At 59.8% G+C, this 19287-nt stretch carries 17 protein-coding genes; 9 read left to right on the top strand and 8 right to left on the bottom strand.

Annotated elements, in window-relative coordinates; translation table 11 throughout:
* Positions 1 to 284 precede the first annotated feature (284 nt).
* From accC to ACM6IR_RS17485, 6 genes are all read right to left on the bottom strand, one after another.
* Complete coding sequence (gene accC, locus ACM6IR_RS17510) at positions 285 to 1643, bottom strand: acetyl-CoA carboxylase biotin carboxylase subunit (RefSeq protein ID WP_414908863.1); 1359 nt, start codon at positions 1641 to 1643, stop codon at positions 285 to 287.
* Positions 1644 to 1660: 17 nt separating this feature from the next.
* Positions 1661 to 2122 (bottom strand): acetyl-CoA carboxylase biotin carboxyl carrier protein, encoded by a 462-nt coding sequence (gene accB, locus ACM6IR_RS17505; RefSeq protein WP_008153753.1) that lies wholly within the window; start codon positions 2120 to 2122, stop codon positions 1661 to 1663.
* Between the two features lie 46 nt (positions 2123 to 2168).
* Positions 2169 to 2621, bottom strand: coding sequence for a type II 3-dehydroquinate dehydratase (aroQ, locus tag ACM6IR_RS17500; RefSeq protein ID WP_259498938.1), 453 nt, complete (start codon positions 2619 to 2621; stop codon positions 2169 to 2171).
* 131 nt (positions 2622 to 2752) lie between these two features.
* Complete coding sequence (locus tag ACM6IR_RS17495; protein WP_414908862.1) at positions 2753 to 4498, bottom strand: protein-disulfide reductase DsbD; 1746 nt, start codon at positions 4496 to 4498, stop codon at positions 2753 to 2755.
* A gap of 169 nt (positions 4499 to 4667) precedes the next feature.
* Complete coding sequence (locus ACM6IR_RS17490; protein WP_414909118.1) at positions 4668 to 5711, bottom strand: methyl-accepting chemotaxis protein; 1044 nt, start codon at positions 5709 to 5711, stop codon at positions 4668 to 4670.
* Positions 5712 to 6666: 955 nt separating this feature from the next.
* Positions 6667 to 8337 (bottom strand): diguanylate cyclase, encoded by a 1671-nt coding sequence (locus tag ACM6IR_RS17485; protein WP_414908861.1) that lies wholly within the window; start codon positions 8335 to 8337, stop codon positions 6667 to 6669.
* 560 nt (positions 8338 to 8897) lie between these two features.
* Here ACM6IR_RS17485 and ACM6IR_RS17480 point away from each other — a divergent pair.
* The 6 genes from ACM6IR_RS17480 to ACM6IR_RS17455 all read left to right on the top strand — a co-directional run bounded on the left by ACM6IR_RS17480 (position 8898) and on the right by ACM6IR_RS17455 (position 15643).
* Positions 8898 to 9965 carry a DUF2333 family protein gene (locus tag ACM6IR_RS17480; RefSeq protein ID WP_414908860.1) on the top strand — a complete coding sequence of 356 codons (1068 nt, stop codon included), beginning with the start codon at positions 8898 to 8900 and terminating at the stop codon, positions 9963 to 9965.
* A gap of 3 nt (positions 9966 to 9968) precedes the next feature.
* Positions 9969 to 10526 carry an NUDIX hydrolase gene (locus ACM6IR_RS17475; protein ID WP_414908859.1) on the top strand — a complete coding sequence of 186 codons (558 nt, stop codon included), beginning with the start codon at positions 9969 to 9971 and terminating at the stop codon, positions 10524 to 10526.
* A gap of 291 nt (positions 10527 to 10817) precedes the next feature.
* The gene (locus tag ACM6IR_RS17470) at positions 10818 to 11189 is read left to right on the top strand and encodes a translation initiation factor Sui1 (RefSeq protein WP_414908858.1); all 372 of its coding nucleotides are present in this window, start codon (positions 10818 to 10820) and stop codon (positions 11187 to 11189) included.
* 220 nt (positions 11190 to 11409) lie between these two features.
* Entirely contained in the window at positions 11410 to 13323 is a 1914-nt protein-coding gene (gene speA / locus ACM6IR_RS17465) for an arginine decarboxylase (RefSeq protein ID WP_414908857.1), read from the top strand.
* A 233-nt stretch (positions 13324 to 13556) separates the two neighbouring features.
* Positions 13557 to 14864, top strand: coding sequence for a contractile injection system protein, VgrG/Pvc8 family (locus ACM6IR_RS17460; RefSeq protein ID WP_414908856.1), 1308 nt, complete (start codon positions 13557 to 13559; stop codon positions 14862 to 14864).
* Positions 14861 to 15643, top strand: a complete 783-nt coding sequence (locus ACM6IR_RS17455; RefSeq protein ID WP_414908855.1) for a DUF4123 domain-containing protein — start codon at positions 14861 to 14863, stop codon at positions 15641 to 15643. Before ACM6IR_RS17460 ends, ACM6IR_RS17455 begins: the two co-directional genes overlap by 4 nt.
* A gap of 13 nt (positions 15644 to 15656) precedes the next feature.
* Here the strand turns inward: ACM6IR_RS17455 and ACM6IR_RS17450 are convergent, their stop codons facing one another.
* Together ACM6IR_RS17450 and ACM6IR_RS17445 are read right to left on the bottom strand one after the other, a co-directional pair.
* Entirely contained in the window at positions 15657 to 17006 is a 1350-nt protein-coding gene (locus tag ACM6IR_RS17450) for an MATE family efflux transporter (RefSeq protein WP_414908854.1), read from the bottom strand.
* A 130-nt stretch (positions 17007 to 17136) separates the two neighbouring features.
* A complete protein-coding gene (locus tag ACM6IR_RS17445; protein ID WP_414908853.1) occupies positions 17137 to 17430 on the bottom strand; it encodes a hypothetical protein in 294 nt (97 codons plus the stop codon).
* Between the two features lie 144 nt (positions 17431 to 17574).
* Between ACM6IR_RS17445 and ACM6IR_RS17440 the strand changes: the two genes are divergently transcribed.
* The 3 genes from ACM6IR_RS17440 to ACM6IR_RS17430 are packed head-to-tail and all read left to right on the top strand — an operon-like array spanning position 17575 to position 19253.
* On the top strand, positions 17575 to 17877 hold the full coding sequence (locus ACM6IR_RS17440) for a MazG-like family protein (RefSeq protein WP_414908852.1): 303 nt from the start codon (positions 17575 to 17577) through the stop codon (positions 17875 to 17877).
* Positions 17877 to 18626 carry a methyltransferase domain-containing protein gene (locus ACM6IR_RS17435; protein WP_414908851.1) on the top strand — a complete coding sequence of 250 codons (750 nt, stop codon included), beginning with the start codon at positions 17877 to 17879 and terminating at the stop codon, positions 18624 to 18626. The genes ACM6IR_RS17440 and ACM6IR_RS17435 overlap by 1 nt, the downstream gene beginning before the upstream one ends.
* Positions 18627 to 18638: 12 nt before the next feature.
* Entirely contained in the window at positions 18639 to 19253 is a 615-nt protein-coding gene (locus ACM6IR_RS17430; RefSeq protein WP_414908850.1) for a DUF4136 domain-containing protein, read from the top strand.
* The last annotated feature ends 34 nt before the right edge of the window (positions 19254 to 19287 follow it).

Below are 19287 nucleotides of genomic sequence, written 5' to 3'. Positions count from 1 at the left end.
GGACGCAGGCTTCGCCAGCTGCTACAGAGTGGGGCGGCGTGCTTTTGTAGCAGCCTGCGTTCGGGCGCGTAGCGGTCGCGAAACCATTCAACCCGATTTCAAAGTGATGCTCGCGGTGGACTGGCGGGATTCGACTGCTGCGCAGCCGGACGCAGCCTTCGGCAGCTGCTACAGAGAGAGTGGGCGGCGTGCTTTTGTAATTGAATGACTGTCGCGACTCATGAGAAACCTTCAGAAACAACAAAGCCGCTCGAAAGCGGCTTTGTTGTTTCTGGAGTCGAAGCTTAGTGCTTCTCGCCAGCCAGCTTGTGTTCCAGGTAGTGGATGTTGACTCCGCCTTTGCAGAAGCCTTCATCGCGGACCAGGTCGCGGTGCAGCGGGATGTTGGTTTTGATCCCGTCGACAACGATTTCGTCCAGTGCATTGCGCATGCGCGCCATGGCTTCGTCACGGGTTGTGCCGTAGGTGATCAGCTTGCCGATCAACGAATCGTAGTTCGGCGGAACGGCATAGCCACTGTACAGGTGCGAGTCGACGCGAACGCCGTTGCCGCCTGGAGCGTGGAAGTGCTTGACCGTGCCCGGGCTTGGCATGAAGGTTTTCGGGTCTTCGGCGTTGATCCGGCATTCCAGCGCGTGGCCGCGGATAACTACGTCTTCCTGGGTGTACGACAACTTGTTGCCAGCGGCGATGCTCAGCATCTCCTTGACGATGTCGATGCCAGTGACCATTTCCGAAACCGGGTGCTCAACCTGAACGCGGGTGTTCATTTCGATGAAATAGAACGCGCCATTCTCGTACAGGAACTCGAAAGTCCCCGCGCCACGGTAATTGATGTCGATGCAAGCCTTGACGCAACGTGCGAGGACTTCGGCGCGTGCTTTCTCGTCGATGCCCGGTGCCGGTGCTTCTTCGAGAACCTTCTGGTGACGACGTTGCAGCGAGCAGTCGCGGTCGCCCAGATGGATCGCGTGACCCTGGCCATCGGAAAGCACCTGGACTTCCACGTGACGTGGGTTGGTCAGGAATTTTTCCAGGTAGACCATCGGGTTGCCAAACGCCGCGCCGGCTTCGGAGCGGGTCAGTTTCGCCGAGGAAATCAGGTCTTCTTCGTTATGCACAACGCGCATGCCGCGACCACCGCCGCCGCCGGCGGCTTTGATGATCACCGGGTAACCGACTTCGCGACCAATGCGCAGAGCGGTTTCTTCGTCTTCAGGCAGCGGGCCGTCGGAACCCGGAACGGTTGGAACGCCAGCAGCGATCATGGCGTGCTTGGCCGATACCTTGTCGCCCATCAGGCGAATGGTGTCGGCTTTCGGGCCAATAAACGCGAAACCGGACTTTTCCACCTGTTCGGCGAAGTCGGCGTTTTCCGCAAGGAAGCCATAGCCTGGGTGAATGGCGGTAGCGCCGGTCACTTCAGCCGCGGCGATGATTGCCGGAATGTGCAGGTAAGAATGAGCGGCCGATGCCGGACCGATGCAGACGGATTCGTCTGCCAGGCCCAAGTGCATCAGTTCTTTGTCGGCCTTGGAGTAAACGGCGACAGTCTTGATGCCCATCTCTTTGCAGGCGCGCAGGATCCGCAGGGCAATCTCACCGCGGTTGGCGATCAGAACTTTTTCCAACTTCGCAGTCATCAAAGGCTCTCCGCGGTTCAAACGATGGTGAACAGCGGTTGGTCGTACTCAACCGGCTGGCCGTCTTCGACGAGGATGGATTCGATCACACCGCTGGATTCAGCTTCGATGTGGTTCATCATCTTCATCGCTTCAACGATGCACAGGGTGTCGCCTTTCTTCACGGTCTGGCCAACTTCAACGAAGGAAGGCGAAGACGGCGAGGATTTGCGATAGAACGTGCCGACCATCGGCGAACGGGCAACGTTGCCGTTCAGAACAGGGGCAGCGGGTGCCGCAGGAGCAGCAGCGGCAACCGGAGCAGCGGCAACTGGCGCAGGCGCCGGAGCATGCATTGGCGCTGGTGCATAGTACTGCTGAGCCGGGGTCTTGCTGTGGCGGCTGATGCGTACGGACTCTTCGCCTTCCTTGATCTCGAGCTCGTCGATGCCGGACTCTTCCAGCAATTCGATCAGTTTCTTAACTTTACGGATATCCATGAATCATCAACTCCCAAGGGTCGGTCAGGGGCGTTACGCTTGTTGTTCAAGCTGTTGCCTGTATTTCAAGCTGCTCTAGGGCGGCCTCCAGGGCCAGTCGATAACCGCTGGCGCCAAGGCCGCAGATCACTCCCACCGCTACGTCGGAGAAGTAAGAGTGATGGCGGAAAGGTTCGCGTTTGTGCACGTTAGACAAATGCACTTCGATGAATGGGATGCTCACCGCCAGCAGCGCGTCACGTAATGCGACACTTGTATGCGTAAAAGCTGCTGGGTTGATCAGAATGAAGTCGACACCTTCGCCGCGAGCGGCGTGGATGCGGTCGATCAATTCGTACTCGGCATTGCTTTGCAGGTAGAGCAAATGGTGGCCGGCTTCACGGGCACGGCGCTCCAGATCCTGATTGATCTGCGCCAGGGTGGTTGCCCCGTAGACGCCCGGTTCGCGGGTGCCGAGCAAGTTCAGGTTGGGTCCGTGCAGAACCAATAAGGTCGCCATCGGCTGTTCCTTGTTATCTGTGTGCAATTGTCAGAACCCGGCGACTATGCCGCAAAGCCTTTGTGACTGTCCAGTTCTCTGCAATAGCCAGCACGATGACCGATGTTTGCGAAAAATTTATGACTGGGTGATTAAATTCGGTCATTTGCTTTCGCGACACGTTCGGCGAAGTCCGTTGCGTTGATCTCGCCGATCACCCGCACATCGGCACGTTCGACGCCATCCTTGCCAAAAAACATCAGTGCCGGAGGGCCGAACAGCTTGTAGCGGTCGAGCAGGGCGCGTTGTTCGGCGTTGCTGGCGGTGATGTCGAAACGGATCAGCCGATAGCCCTTGAGGCGTTCGACGACCTTCGCATCGTTGAGCACTTCATGTTCGATGACTTTGCAGCTGATGCACCAGTCGGCGTACCAATCGAGCAACAGCGGGGTACCGGACGATTGGGCGTCAGCGAGGACACTGTCCAGGTCTGACGGGGTATTGACGGTTTGCCAGTCGCTGATGTCTTGCGCGTTATCGGCCACAACGCGGGACGGGCTAATGGGATTGATCGGATCGGTGTGGCCGCTGAACGCTCCGTACCAACAGGCCAACGCGTAAAAAAGCAGGAACATCCCGAGCAATTGGCCGAGACGTTTTCGAGGCGGTTTGTAGACGAATTCCAGCGCGCCCATGAATAACCCGACACCACCGGCCAGCAAACCGATCAGCAGCAAAGTGATTTGCCCCGGCAATACGCGACTGAGCAACCCGATCGCCAACCCCAGCAACAAAACCCCGATCGCGTTTTTCACATAGACCAGCCACGGTCCGCTTTTCGGCAGCCAGGCGGCGCCACCGGTGGCCACCAGTAACAGCGGCGCGCCCATGCCGAGACCGAGCATGAACAGTTTTAATCCACCACCCAGCGCATCGCCGCTGGCACTGATGTACAGCAACGCACCGGCCAGCGGTGCCGAAACGCAAGGCGAGACCAGCAGGCTGGACACTACGCCCAACACGGCTGCGCCCCACAGCGAGCCGCCTTCGGTGCGGCCGGCGATCCGGTCCAGGCGACTGCTGATGGCGTGCGGCAGCTTGAGTTCGAAGACGCCGAACATCGCCAACGCAAATAGCGCAAAAAACAATGCGAACGGCACCAGCACCCAGGCCGATTGCAGCCGCGCCTGAAGATTGAGCTGGGCGCCGAACATCCCCATCAGTGCCCCAAGCAGGGCGAAGCACGCGGCCATTGGCAGCACGTAAGCGAGCGATAGATTGAAACCGCGCAAACCACCGACCTGCCCACGCAATACCACGCCGGACAGAATTGGCAGCATGGGCAGCACGCACGGCGTGAAGGTCAGGCCCAGGCCTGCGAGGAAGAACAATGCCAGTTCGCGCCAGCTCCAGTTTTTGCCTGAGGCGCCGCTGCTGGCGCCGCTGCCATCGATGCTCAAGCGCTCGGTCTCTGGCGGGTAGCACAGGCCTTTGTCGGCGCAGCCCTGATACGTGACAGCGAGGGTGAAGGCGCGTTGATCGGTGCGCGGCAGTTCTACATCGAGAATGCCGTGGTAGACCTCGACGTCGCCGAAATACTCATCGTGCTTTTTTTCGCCCGGGGGCAGCTGTGCGGCCCCGAGGCCGACATCGGCCGGGTCGGCTCGAAACTGAAAGCGATGCCGGTAGAGGTAGTAACCTTCGGTCGCGACGAAGCGCAATTTGATCGTTTGTGGCGTGCTGTCTACCAGGCTCAACTGAAAGGCTTCGCGCACCGGCAGAAAGTCGGCACTGTTATTGATCGATCCCAACGTTGTACTGGCTCGACTGTCCAGCAAGCCGGCGGCGGAAGCCGGCAGGGCGAGCACTAAAAGCAGCAGGCAGAGCAAACGGCGCATGACAATCTCGCGTATCGGAATTGGGGGCATGATAGCGGACAGTCGCGCGGATTGCCCCGAACCTGTAGGAGCAAGGCTTGCCCGCGAACCAGGCGACGCCGTCTTTCAGGCAAACCGCGTTATCGTTCTTCGCGGGCAAGCCTTGCTCCTACAGGTTTGTGGCGGTCTGTCAGACGCGGAAAGCCTGGACGGCGGTGTGAAGACGTCCACCCAACACCAGCAAATTCTCCCCTTGCTCACGCCCCTCGCCAATCCTCAGTAAGTTATCCCCACCCAGCTTGTGGATACGTTCGCTGTGATCGCGGATCTCGCTGACCGCGCCACTCTGCTGTGCAGTGACATCGGCAATGCGCACGGCGGTGTCGGAAATGGTCTGGATGGCGCCAACGATTTTATCCAGCGCACCATCGGCGGCCTGGGCCTGATTGGCCGTGGCTTCTGCGTGTTCAACCTGGGCGCGCATGCCTTCCACCGATTGCCGCGCAGCGGTTTGCAGGCCGGCGATCAGGACCTGGATTTCTGCCGTGGCGCCAGCGGTGCGTTGTGCCAAAGACCGAACCTCTTCAGCCACCACCGCAAACCCGCGGCCCATTTCTCCGGCGCGGGCCGCTTCGATGGCGGCGTTCAGGGCCAGCAGGTTGGTCTGGTCCGCAATCGAGCGGATCACCGTCAACACGCCGCCAATGGTCGCGGACTCCTCGGCCAGGTGTTCGATCATCTGCGCATTGCCTTGCACTTCATCCACCAGCGCATGCAGCCCGGTGAGGCTCAGGCCGATGACTTTCTGGCCGTGTTCCACCGCCACTCCGGCATGGCGGCTGGCGTCGGCAGCCTGGCTGGCATCGCCGGCAACTTGTTGGATGGTCGCTTCCAGCTCGCCGAGGGAGTCGCGGATCAGCGCGGTGTCGCCAGCCTGGTGTTCGGCGCCACTGTGCAGGTCATTACTCAGTTCGGCCAGGGTCCGGCTACTGCCCGCGACCTGTTCGGCATTGAGGCGAATGGTCCCGACCAGATCGACCAGATAGGCGCGCAGACGATTGAGCGAGGCTTGAATGTCATGCAGTTCGCGGTTGGTCTTGCCCAGTTCAATGTTCCGGCTGAAGTCTCCCTCAGCCCAGGTCGAAAGGGCGGGCGCCAGATTGGTCAGCGTCCGCGCCAAGCGTCGTTGCAGGGTATCGATCAACAATGCAATGAGCAGAATCAGGCCGATCATGACCCCCTGCATCAGTCGAACTTCGCTCTGGATCTGCCCGTGTTGGGCGCGAACCACGGGTTCCAGCCCGGCGATGGCCTGTTGCACGGCGGCGATTTTCTGGTGAGTGGCGGTGCTGAGGTCGGCACGTTTCTGAATCTGATCGCGAGTGCGCGCCAGTTCTGCCGGGTAGCGTGTCAGCAGGCTGTTGAGCTCACGCTTGAGGCCGACGCCGGCATCTTCGGCGACGGTTTTTTCAGCGTTCTCCAGGCCCATCAACGCGGCAAAATCATCCTTGCCCGATTCGCTGCTGGTGGTCACGCCGAGTAACGGCAGGGCGCCCAGCTGTTCAGCCTGAGTGCGGATATTGGCGACTTCGCGCTCGACATCGGCCGCCAGTTCGCTGCGACCACTGCTGACCAGTTTGTCCCGGGCCAGGGACAGTTTGCCCAAGTGCTGGGAGGCCGAGAGCAGCGGTGTCAGATAGGTCGCGTTGGTGCTGGCGTATTGGCTGAGCTGATCGAGACTGGCACCGAGTTCGCGTTCGGCTTGCAGCAGCAGCGCTTGCGGGTCGCCCGCCAGTTTGCCGGCCGCGAGCAAGTCGGTTTTGCTGAATTCTTCGAGGGTCGACAGGCTGGGCCGCAAGGTGTCGGCCAAGGCCGGCGGCAACTCGGCAAGTTCCTGTTGCAGGCCGTCGATGGCCTGGCTGGCACTGCTCAGGCGCAGGGCATCACCGCTGGCGAGGTAATCCTCGATGTTTCGCGCGACTTCATTTTGAAATTGCTGGGACAGCCCGAGGTAACGCTCCATTAATAGATAGGGGCGTTCGAGGGCTTTTTGTGACCACCAAAGAGTGGCGCCGAGGGCCACGCACACGGCGACTAAAAGGAGTGTGTTGAGATTGGTCAGCAGCTTCAGGCGCATCGCGGGTCTACCAACGGCAGAATGGTAAGCACCTGAAGTTATTGCGTTTGTGTTACAGGGTTATGACCGAATCGATCGTTTTCGATGAAAAAGTGGCACTTTGCTTTGACGTCCGCGCGGCCTGGACGCGATTACGTCCGGCGTCCTTGGCGCGATAGAGCGCTTCGTCCGCCTGGCTGGCCATCAACAGGCTGTCGGAGTGTTCGCACTGCTCCACCACGCCAGCGCTGAAGGTGCACCAAAGGTCATGGGGCTGGGCAGGGTAGTGAATTTCGGCAAAGCGCTGACGGATTTCATTGAGTACGTTGTAGGCCGATTCCAGATCGGTGTCCGGCATCACAATGGCGAACTCTTCACCGCCGTAACGACCAATAAAATCGGTCTTGCGCAGCCGTTGCTTGAGGAACAGCGCCAGGCTCTTGATCACGCGGTCACCCATGGGGTGGCCATGGCTGTCGTTGACGCGTTTGAAGTGGTCGATGTCGAGCATCGCAAAGCTCAGCGGCTTGCTTTCGCGTCTGGCGCGGAACGAGCAGTCCTCGAGCAATTGCAGAATGTGGGTGTGGTTGTATAAACCGGTGAGGCTGTCGCGGACCATCCGCGCTTTCAGATTGCGTGCCCGTGCCGCGCGGTTGCGCACGGTGGTGATCAAGTGCCGGGGTTTGATCGGTTTGGTCAGGAAATCGTCGCCGCCCTCGCTCATGGCGTCGAGTTGCTTGTCCAGATCGTCTTCGGCCGACAGGTAGATAATTGGCACACTGACATAGCGGTCGTTATGGCGAATCACCTTGGCCAGTTCAGTGCCGGTGCAAGCGGGCATGTACATGTCGAGGATGATCAGGTCCGGCTGGAAGTCCGCCAGTTCGGCCATGGCCTGAATCGGTTCTATCAGGGTTCGCGTGACGATCCCGGCACTGTTGAGCAGGCGTTCGGTATGCAGGGCCTGGGCGCGGGAGTCGTCGATGATCAGCACTTTGTAAGGCTCGTACTGGGCGACGCAGGTCAGGACCTCGATTTTCTCCAGCAGGCTCGATGCTTCGAGGGTGCCGGTCAGGAACTCCTGACCGCCGGCGCGCACCGCGGCAAGGCGGGTCGGGGTATCGGTTTCGTGCAGGCTGAAGAACAACAGCGGCAACTGATGATCGAGACCTTCCTGGGCTTCGGCGGCCAGTTTCAGGCCGATGCCGGCACCGCCGAAATCCACGTCCATGACGATCGCTGCGGGCAATCGCTCGACCATCGAGGAGCGGAACGCCGCGACACTGTTCAGTGCCTGGGCGCTGAGCCCGAAAAATTCCAGTTGTTTGGCCAGGCGTTCGGCACGGTCATGATCCTGCAGCATCACGTAGATCGGCTTGCGTAGCGGCGGCAGGAAAGTTTGTTCGAACTGATCGCCATGGCGCAGGCCGGTACGCGACAGGCGCTGCATCAAACGATTGAGGTCGGTGATCAGCCCGCTGCTCAGGCGTCCGCGATTGGCGTCGACCGCCTCCAGCGACTGGCTGATGTGGCGCGCCAGTTGAGTGTGTTCCGGTTGTTCGAAACGTTCGGCGAAACGCAGCAGACGCAGATTGGCCTCGCTCAGTTCCAGTAGGTCAGTGCTGGACCACTCGCTACGTTGCAGACGCTGCCATATCTCAAGAATTTGACGTGCCTGATGAATTACCCGCTGGGCAAAGTGGTGCTTGAGGCGCTCACGGCTGGGGTCTTCTGGCTCGGTCATATCCTGACTACTGGTTAGGGTAAATGCTGAGATCGACTGGTGGCTCTATGCTAGCACCTCTTTCCAGTGGGATGAGTGTCGTAAGTCAATAAACTGTAGTGCGATGTCATTCAGATTCTGACTGGTCGGTCTGATTTGGTTTGTCGCTGGCTGGTAATAGCCAATAGATAGGGCGCTTTCTAAACATATCCGCGCAACTTCCTCCTGTCCGTTGACCTGCGTCTGTCAGGGCTTTCTGGTTTTTCATCAGCGTGATTCGGGCGCGGCAAGCGGCTGATAGGGCTCAGGGATTCCCCTAGAGGCCATCTGCAAATCATGACCCAGTGTTTCGAAGAGCACCCCAGCGATGACCATCACCTGACATAACCCCCGCGGCAGATTTCAATGAGGGTGATCGGCATTTAGCGCGGGGGGCTGGACGCTTGAGTTCATTGGCAACGGTTGTCGTCGGTTTAGCCGATAATTTTCCGGATAAGCCCAGCGGCGGGTGCCGGTCAAAGGCACGTTGTTGTATGGTTGTGGTCGAACCGACGAACTCAAGTGATTGAAAGGATATCGCCATGCTGGACTGGAAGAATCGCGCGGGCCGCGCGCCTGAACGTGCCGCTGAACCGAAATCGGCTGCCCGTACTTATATCGGTGGCGTTTTGTTCAGCCGCGCACTGGGCACGTTGATCGTTCTGTATCTGCTGGTGACCATCGGTCTGGGCTGGTACTGGAGCGAGGAGCCTGCGCTGTTTCCGGTTCAGCAGAATGCCCAGTTGGCGGCCGAGAAAGAAGGCAAGCAGATGGTCATCGGCTACACCACGGTGGAAACCCTCAAGACCGTCGCCGGTACGCTACTGAACAAACCGGGTGGCTATATCTCCAACGACCGTTTCCCGCCGGGGTTGTGGATGGATAACATGCCGAGCTGGGAGTATGGCGTGCTGGTCCAGGTCCGTGACCTGACGCGAGCCATGCGCAAAGACTTTGCCCGCTCGCAATCGCAATCCGCCGAAGATGCCGATCTGGCCAAGGCCGAGCCGCGTTTCAACTTCGACAACAAGAGCTGGGTGCTGCCTTCCAGTGAGTCCGAGTATCAGGAAGGCATCAATTCCCTGAGTCGCTATCAGGCGCGCCTGTCTGATCCTACGCAGAAGAACGCGCTGTTCTATGCCCGCGCCGACAATCTGAATAACTGGCTGGGCGATGTGGGCACCCGTTTGGGCTCGTTGTCGCAACGGCTGTCGGCCAGCGTTGGCCGGGTCAAACTGAACACCTCGCTAAAAACCGAAGTGGTGATGCCGGGCCAGGTGCCGCAAGTTGACGAAGAAATCGTCGAAACCCCGTGGATGCAAATCGACAACGTGTTCTACGAAGCTCGCGGTCAGGCCTGGGCCTTGTCCCACTTGCTGCGCGCCATCGAAGTCGACTTCGCCGACGTACTGGCGAAGAAGAACGCCACCGTCAGCGTGCGCCAGATCATTCGTGAACTGGAAGCCTCGCAAGAGCCGGTCTGGAGTCCGATGATCCTCAATGGCAGCGGCTTCGGGGTGCTGGCCAACCACTCGCTGGTCATGGCCAACTACATCTCCCGGGCCAACGCGGCAGTGATCGATTTGCGTCAACTGCTCAATCAGGGCTGAGTCATGGTCGATAATGCCAAAGAGGCCGCCCATCGCGCGGCCTCGGATGCCGAACAGATCGCCTGGGTCGACGAGCAGGACAACCTGCTCGGTGCCCTGGTCCGATCCGACCTGCGCGAACGCGGGCTGATCGGGCGCGGCACCTATATCATGCTGTTCAACTCGGCCGGTGAGCTGTGTGTGCATCGACGGACCCTGAGCAAAGCCATTTATCCCGGTTTCTGGGACGTGGCGGCGGGAGGCATGGTGCTCGCCAGCGAAACCTATGCCGAATCGGCCGCCCGGGAGCTGGAGGAAGAGTTAGGCGTCAGCGGTGTGGAATTGACCGCCCATGACCATTTCTTTTTCGAAGACACCGGCAATCGCCTGTGGTGTTCGGCATTTTCGGCGGTGTGGGACGGCCCGTTGATCCTTCAGCCCGAAGAAGTGCTGGAAGCGCGCTTTATCCCCATCGATCAGGTCATGCTGGAAATCACGCAGAAGTCTTATTGCCCGGACTCTCTGGCCGCGTTGAAGCGCTATCTCCGGGCTCGTGGCGAGGACGTCGCAAAAGAGGCATAAATTGGCGTCGATTGGCTCTTAGCAAGTCGGCTTTTTGCCGTTACACTGCGCGACCTTTTCAAACTGAACCGGCATTGCTTGTTGTAGGAGCGAGCTTGCTCGCGAAGAACGTTAACGATAACGCGTGCATCCAGATTGTACGCATCGTCCTTGCGTTCTTCGCGAGCAAGCTTCGCTCCTACAGGGGTGTACCGTTTCAGTAGCGCTGCCCCTGCCTGAGTGGGGCTTCGCGGTCGATGGCACTTGCCCAAGTTGCCGCGACCAGTCTTTGTCCTCCCAAGAGGATTGCCGGTGGCCAAAAAAGCCGCATCCTTCGCCGCCCTTGGTGGCTTGGTATTCTCCACCGACGCAGGTCGTCATTGCCCGGAATGCAGTAAACCGGTGGATGCCTGCATCTGCAAACAGACCGTGATCCCGACTGGCGACGGCATTGCTCGCGTGCGTCGCGAAAGCAAGGGCCGTGGCGGCAAGACGGTGACGACCATCACCGGCGTGCCGTTGGCTGAAGACGCGCTCAAGGAACTGGCCACGACGTTGAAGAAACGTTGCGGGACCGGAGGAGCGTTGAAAGACGCAATCATCGAAATCCAGGGCGATCATGTCGAGCTACTCTTGGGTGAGCTGATCAAACTCGGTTTCAAAGCGAAGAAGTCCGGCGGCTAGCAGCCTCTGTGAAAACCACCCTCGGCTTGATCCGGCCCTGAGCATTCAGGACTGGCGTCGTCTACATGGTTTTCACAGAGCCTGTTCTGACCGGTTCTAAACTCAGCGCTGAATGTGAGGTCTATGCCCCTTGCATGCAGGCTAATCGTCATTTTCATTCTTTAGACTGCGCCGGCCTGAACCCAGGCGACGCACCATGACTTCTTTATAGGGGACTTCAATGTCCGTACGACGCACACGCAAAGACGATGGCAGCCAATGGACAGTTGCGGACAGCCGCAGTGTTTACGGGATTCGCCATTGGGGGGCCGGGTATTTCGCGATCAATGACGCCGGTCGCGTCGAAGTTCGTCCGAACGGTCCGACCAGTGCACCTATCGACCTGTTCGAACAAGTCGACCAGTTGCGCAAAAGTGGCTTGTCCTTGCCATTGCTGGTGCGTTTCCCGGATATCCTGCAAGACCGCGTGCGTCAGCTGACCGGTGCCTTCGATGCCAATATCGAGCGCCTGGAATACCAGAGCAAGTACACCGCGCTGTACCCGATCAAGGTGAACCAGCAGGAAGCGGTGATCGAGAACATCATCGCCACCCAGGACGTTTCCATCGGCCTGGAAGCTGGCTCCAAGCCTGAACTGCTGGCGGTGCTGGCGCTGGCGCCGAAGGGCGGCACCATCGTTTGCAATGGTTACAAGGACCGTGAGTTCATCCGTCTGGCGCTGATGGGGCAGAAGCTCGGCCATAACGTGTTCATCGTTATCGAGAAAGAGTCCGAAGTTGGGCTGGTGATCGAAGAAGCCGCCTCGCTGAAGGTCAAGCCTCAGGTGGGCCTGCGCGTGCGCCTGTCGTCCCTGGCGTCGAGCAAGTGGGCGGACACCGGCGGCGAGAAATCCAAATTCGGCTTGTCGGCGGCGCAACTGCTGTCGGTGGTCGAGCGTTTCCGCTCGGCGGGCCTGGATCAGGGCATTCGCCTGTTGCACTTTCATATGGGTTCGCAGATTGCCAACCTGGCCGACTACCAACACGGCTTCAAGGAAGCGATTCGTTACTACGGTGAATTGCGCAACCTTGGCTTGCCGGTTGACCACATCGACGTCGGTGGTGGTCTGGGCGTCGACTACGACGGTACGCACTCGCGCAACGCCAGCTCGATCAACTACGACATGGACGATTACGCCGGCGTCGTGGTCGGGATGCTCAAGGAGTTCTGCGACGCGCAGAACCTGCCGCACCCGAACATCTTCTCCGAGAGCGGCCGTTCCCTCACGGCTCACCACGCGATGCTGGTGGTGCAGGTGACTGACGTCGAGAAGCACAACGACGACGTGCCGCAGATCGAGAACAAAGATGAATTGCCGGAAACCGTGCAGTGGCTGGTTGACCTGCTGGGGCCGACCGACATCGAAATGGTCACCGAAACCTACTGGCGTGCCACGCACTACATGAGCGACATCGCCACTCAGTACGCTGATGGCAAACTGACCCTGGCCGAGAAAGCCCTGGCCGAGCAATGCTACTTCGCCGTGTGCCGTCGCCTGCACAACTCGTTGAAAGCCCGTCAGCGTTCCCACCGTCAGGTACTCGACGAACTCAACGACAAGCTCGCTGACAAGTACATCTGCAACTTCTCGGTATTCCAGAGCCTGCCGGACACCTGGGCGATTGGCCAGGTCCTGCCGATTCTGCCGCTGCACCGTCTCGATGAAGAGCCGCTACGCCGCGCCGTGCTGCAGGATCTGACCTGCGACTCCGACGGCAAGATCAAGCAATACGTCGACGAGCAGAGCATCGAAACCAGCCTGCCGGTGCACGCACTGAACGACGGCGAGGACTACCTGCTGGGGATCTTCCTGGTCGGCGCTTACCAGGAAATTCTCGGTGACATGCACAACCTGTTCGGTGATACCGATTCGGTGAACATCTACCAGAATGCCGATGGCAGTGTGTACCACGCGGGAATCGAAACCCACGACACCATCGAAGACATGCTGCGTTACGTGCACTTGTCGCCGGAAGAGCTGATGACCCACTACCGCGACAAGTGCGCCAGTGCTCGCATCACCGCGGCTGAGCGCACCCTGTTCCTCGACGCATTGCGCCTGGGGCTGACCCGCTCCTCTTACCTGTCTTCTTGAGGTAAGTCACCGCTCTCATCAGGTTGTCTGAAAATGTTCCGCGCGCGGCGGAAATTTCAGATGACCTGGTGCGACGGATCTCTTTTTACAAGCGAAATACCCTACGTTCCCGGCTATTAAAGCCAGATGGTCCTCTTTTTGCGTAGGCCATTTCCTAAGTTGTACTTCGGCACTCTACTCGGCCATGTCTCTCAGCGAGAATCCCCAGCCGCCCCTCCTGTAGAGAATCGCCGATGTTCGATCCAGTCAACGAACCGTCATTTCGTCTGGATGTAGCAGGTCTGTCCGACTCCTTTGAAGTCTTGGGTTTTAACGGTAGAGAAGCCATCAGCGAACCGTTTGTGTTCGATGTGGATCTGCTGATCGATGACCCGACGCTCGACCTTGCCCGCCTGCTGTACCGCCCGGTTTTTTTACGCTTCGGGCCGCAGGGCAACGGTTTTCACGGACTCTTGCATGAACTCGTCCAGCGTGAGCACAGCTCGGCTACCAGGCTCTGCCGTGCGCGTCTTGGGCCGAAGCTGGCTTGCCTGGCGCAGCGTTTCAGTCAGCGAATTTTCAGCGGGCGCTCGGTGCCCGACATCCTGGATCAAGTGCTCATCGAGCACGGCATTGTCGGCAAGCATCGGCGCTTCGAGCTGAGCGGCGACTACCCACCTCGCGATTTCTGCACGCAGTACCGGGAATCGGATTTGCAATTTCTGCAGCGGCTGTGCACCCATCATCGGCTTCACTACCACTTCGAGCACGGCGCGCGAGGGCACTGCGTGGTTTTTGCTGATGGTCAGGGGCATTTTCCCCTCGGTGACCGCGCCGACTTCCACGCCGAGCGCGAGCAGCCGGCGGTGCGGCAGTTCGAGCTTCTGGCGGAGCAACTCACCTCGCAGCGTGCCGAAGGCCGTTCGGATCTGCCGACGTTGCGCAGTGGTCAGTTGATGCCGCTGTCTGACCACCCCATTGTCAGCTGCAATCATCGCTGGCTGCTGACGCATGTCGAGCATCAGGGAACTGAGGATCACTACAGCAACCAGATCCGCGCCATTCATTGGACGCAGCCTTTCGTCTCGTCCCATTCTGCAGAGAAGCCGCGGATGCACAGTCTGCAAAGGGCCTGGGTGGTCGACGTCAATGAGCAACAGCCCGATTCATCCAGACCGGTTGCCGTGCAGTTTGACTGGCTCTACCAGGGCGAGGGTGCCACGGCCAGTCACTGTTGGCTTCCGTTGGACGCAGGTCTCGGCGCTGCAACCGTTGCGCAATTGAGTGAGGGCGTCGAGGTGGTGGTGAGCTTCATCGAGGGTGATCCGGATCAGCCGTTGATTACCGGTTTTCTTCATGTTCCGTCACCGCTCGAAGAAGCGCAGGCGCCGAGGCCGACGGAGGATTGCCCGCCCGTCGAAGGCCTGCTGGGCTTACTGCGATCGGGCGAGCCATTGTCGTTGCTGTGCCTGTTGCCCGGTGGCGGCAGTTTCAGTCATTGCGCACTGGCCGTTTGCACGTGCCGGGTGGCGACGCGGCTTGGTCAGAGCGGTGCGGCATGATCGCCGTGAGCCCGCAATGGTTGTTGCTGGATGTACCGGGGGCGCCACTCGCGGCGGCAACCCTGCAACAGTCATTTGCGCAGGCCCCCCGGTTCTGGTTGTTCGATGGCACGGAGTTGCAGGCGCTACGTGAACAGGGACCGGTGCTGGTTGACCTTCGGGCATGCCCGGCGCTGGCCGAGTTGTGCCACCGCGAGTCACACATCTGGCGCGGGCTGCTGCTGGTCAGTGAGGCATCCCCGGCGCAGTTGCTGGCACATTTGCGCTGCATGCTCACGGTCACTGTCGGCCTGCATCATCGGGCGTTATTGAGTTACTTCAACCCGCAGACTGCCAGTTACTTTTTCGATGCTTGCGATGCGCTGGAACTGAGCCGTTGGCTGGGGCCGATCAGTCAGTTGCGCTGGTTCGGCGGGACCTGGGCGGACCGCGCGATCGGCAGTCAGGGCTGGCAGCAGCTGATCAATCCGGGGCTTGCCGTCAGCCCATTGGTGGTCGAAGAAATACTCAACCCACGTCAGCAGGAAAAACTGCAAACCTGTCTGCTGGAACACCATGCCTGGCAATGGAGCCAATCGACCGGGGCCGATTACAGCAATTTGTGGTCCCGGGTTCAGGAGGGCCTGGCGTTGGGATTCAGCGAACGGCCGGTGCTCGATGGGTGGTTATGGCTGCGCTTGCAGCACCCTCGAGCCCCGCTGATGCAACCTTTATCAGGGCTGACTCAGCAGGAACGTCTGGATAATCTGCGCAGACGTTGGCAAAGCGATCAACCTTGAACGCCCTGCTGGTTCAGTGAGTCTGACTGGCGAACCAGCCGTCATTTTTGCGTAGCAGCCAGGCAAATGCGCCGAGGGTCAGGCTGCGCAGCAACATGAACAACAGAAATGTTATCCACAGCCCATGGTTGCCCAGGCCTTGCAGCGCCCAGGCGAACGGCAGCAACAGCGCCACCGTCAGCAGCATGCCGTTGCGCATTTCCCGGGCGCGGGTGGCACCGATGAACAGCCCGTCGAGCAGGTAGCTCCAGACGGCAATCAGCGGCAGCGCGGCGAGGTAAGGCAGGTAGATGAACGCCGTGTCGCGCACGCTCTGAATATTGGTCTGCATCTCGATGAACAGGTGCCCGGCGAACAGGAACAGTGCCGCAAATCCAAGACTCGCCAGCAACGACCAGCCGCAGGCCACCACCAGCGAACGACGCAGGGCATCCCGGTCGCGAGCGCCGATGGCATGTCCGCAAAGAGCCTCCACGGCATGGGCCAATCCATCAAGTGCGTGGGCGGTCAGCAGCAAGCCGTTGAGCAGCAGCGCATTGGCGGCGACGGTGGCATCACCCAGCCGGGCGCCCTGTACGGTAATCAGGAAAAACACCGATTGCAGCGCCAGGCTGCGAATGAAAATGTCGCGGTTGACCGCCAGCAATGGGCGCCAGCTCTGCCACAACGCCAAGGCGGACCAGGCAATATGGCCGGGGTAGGCGCGCAGAGCCTTGCCAGTCATCAGCAAACCGATCAATGCGCCCGTCCATTCGGCGATCACCGAGGCCCGCGCGGCACCGACTACGCCCCAGTCCAGCCCGAGGACGAACCACAGGTTCAAAGCAATATTGACCAGGTTGGTGCTCAATAGAATCGCCAGGGGTGCCCTGGCGTTCTGCGTGCCGAGGAACCAGCCAACCAACGCATAGCTGGCCAGCGCAGCGGGCAGACCGAATAACCGGGTGTGGAAAAATTCGCGGGTCAGCTGATCCAGTGCTGCCGAGGGTTGCATGAAGTGCAGGGCAACACCGCTCAACGGGACACCCAATGCGCCCAACACCACCGCCAGACCCATGGCCAGCAACAGACCCTGAAGCAAAATCTGCCGCAGTGCCGCGCCATCGTTACGTCCGGCGGCCTGGGCGGCGAAACCGGTCGTGCCCATGCGCAGGAAGCCCATGCCCCAGGCAAGAAAGGTGTAAAGACTGGCCCCGACCGCGACCGCGCCCAACTGGTGGGCATGGGGCAAATGGCCGATGACCGTGCTATCGACCAGCGCCACCAGCGGCACGGAAATATTGGAAAGAATCATCGGCGCAGCCAGTGCCCAGACCCGACGATGGGTAGGGCGGTCGCGCCAGTCGGCGATTAGATTGGACATGCAGGCTCCTTGGGGGAGCGGGCATTGTAGCGACACATTTGGAACATGTAGGAGCGAGCTTGCTCGCGATGGTGTGTCAGCCGACACCCACGTAGCTGACACACCATCGCGAGCAAGCTCGCTCCTACAGTCAGTGAATGATCCAGCTCAACAACCACAAACCCAGCAGCAACCAGATGATCCCCATGATGATCGACGCATTCATGAACGCCCGAATCGCCGACCACAGCAGCATCAACCCAATAACCAGCGCGATGATGCTGATGATTGAAGTGTCCATCCCCAACGTCCGCGACAATCCGTCGACAAAGTTGCTGCCGGCGTGGCTCAGGGCATTGAACAAGCCACTGAGACCGTCAACGATAAAGCGGATGACTGTGCCGAGTACCTGGCCGAGCCACTCGAAAAAACTTTCTACCTGCATGTCGTTAACGTCCTGATGTAAGTAATTGAGCCTTGGGCCATAGATCGTTGTGACGAGTTCCCCTCAAGCATAGTGGTTTTGCAGCGCTTGCCGCTTGCCTTCACTCGTTATCCCCCCGAAGCTATACGCCTTCAGGAGAGCCCGATGAACTTAGTTGAACTGACCGAACGCCTGCACGCCATCCGTGACCGCAATGACTGGCGGCCATTCCACAGCCCGAAAAACCTGGCCATGGCCGCCAGTGTGGAAATGTCCGAGCTGGTGGAGATTTTCCAGTGGCTGACCGAAGACCAGTCGCGTCAGTTACCGGCGGACAAACTGACCCATGCCGGGCAGGAAGTCGGCGACATCGTGCTCTATCTACTGCTGCTGTGCAGCGAGTTGGGGTTGGACATGAATGAAGTCGTGCACAACAAACTCGCGGACAGTGAACGGAGGTTCAGCTGATGAGTGATCGTCATTTCGATCAGCTGGCGACCCGTTTTGCCGAAAAAATCTACGGTGGGGCCAAAGGTGCGATCCGTCTGGCCGTGCTTCAAGCGGACCTGACCGAAGCCTTGCCGGACCGACCGCTACGCGTGCTGGACATCGGCGCCGGCCTTGGACACATGTCGTTGTGGCTAGCCCAGCGCGGCCATGACGTAACGCTGGCCGAACCCGCCGAGCCGATGCTTGAAGGCGCGCGCCAGCGCTTCGCCGAGGCCGGGCAGACAGCGAGGTTCATTCAGGCCCCGTGGCAGGACCTGCTCGGTCAACTCACCGAACCTTACGACCTGGTGCTGTGCCACGCCGTGCTGGAGTGGCTGGCCGAACCGCACGCGATCCTGCCGGTCTTGCATCAGCTCACGACAAAAGATGGCTGGTTGTCGCTGGCCTTCTACAACCGCGATGCGCTGATCTATCGCAATTTGCTCAAGGGCCATTTCCGCAAAATGCGCAAGAACGACATGGCCGGCGAAAAGCAGAGCCTGACCCCGCAGCAGCCGCTCGATCCACGTGAGCTGGCGGCGCAACTCGAGGGTATGTGGCAGGTCGAAACCCAGAGTGGGGTGCGGGTTTTTCACGACTACATGCCGGTGGAGTTCCAGGCCCGCGCCGAACTGGCGGACTTGCTGGAAATGGAACTGGCTCACCGTCGTCACCCAAGCTTTGCCGGGCTAGGGCGTTACTTGCACTGGATCTGTCGACCGGTCTGATTGGAGCGCTAAATGAAAAGTCGTTCAGGGTTGTTGGTGATCTGTCTGGGGTTGGCCGCGTGCCAGGGCAGCAACCCTTATGTGGCAACCTCCAACCCCTTGCCCCCCGCGCCGCCTCAAGCGGGCAACACCTTCGACCGCAGCGCCTACCCGGCACCGACGCGTGACTATGGGCGCTATCGCAGTTGGGCCTGGCTCAACGGGCACCTGCCGCAGGGCACTGCGTGGGCGGACTCGGCACAGATCGCCGAAGCGGTCAGTAACGCCCTCGATCAACGCGGATTGCGCCCCCTGCATGACAATCGGCCAGCGGACTTGTTTGTCAGCGCCGATCTGCGACTGGAAACCCGCTTGCGTCAGGTCCAGGACGACTACGGTTACTACGGCGCAGGTTATGGCGGCTACAACCGGTACGGAAGCGGTTATGGCATGTACAACACGGTGCCGATCGTACGCACCTATCAAGAGCAGGTCGTGGTCGTGCGGGTGGATATGTTCGACGCGGGTACTGGTCAGCCGGTATGGAGTTCCAGCGCCGAAACCAGCAACAAGGGCAGTCAAGGCGAGCAAGCGAATGCCATACGGGAGGCTGTGGAAAAAGCCATGTCGGCGTATCCTCCTAGTTAGCTTCCGTAGTTGGAAAGCTTTGCGCAGGATCATG

Origin of the sequence: Pseudomonas sp. IT-P253 (assembly GCF_949768125.1) — a bacterium.
Classification (GTDB): Bacteria; Pseudomonadota; Gammaproteobacteria; order Pseudomonadales; family Pseudomonadaceae; genus Aquipseudomonas.
The sequence above is the reverse complement of the archived record's forward strand: the minus strand, read 5'-3'. Positions and strand labels throughout refer to the sequence as shown.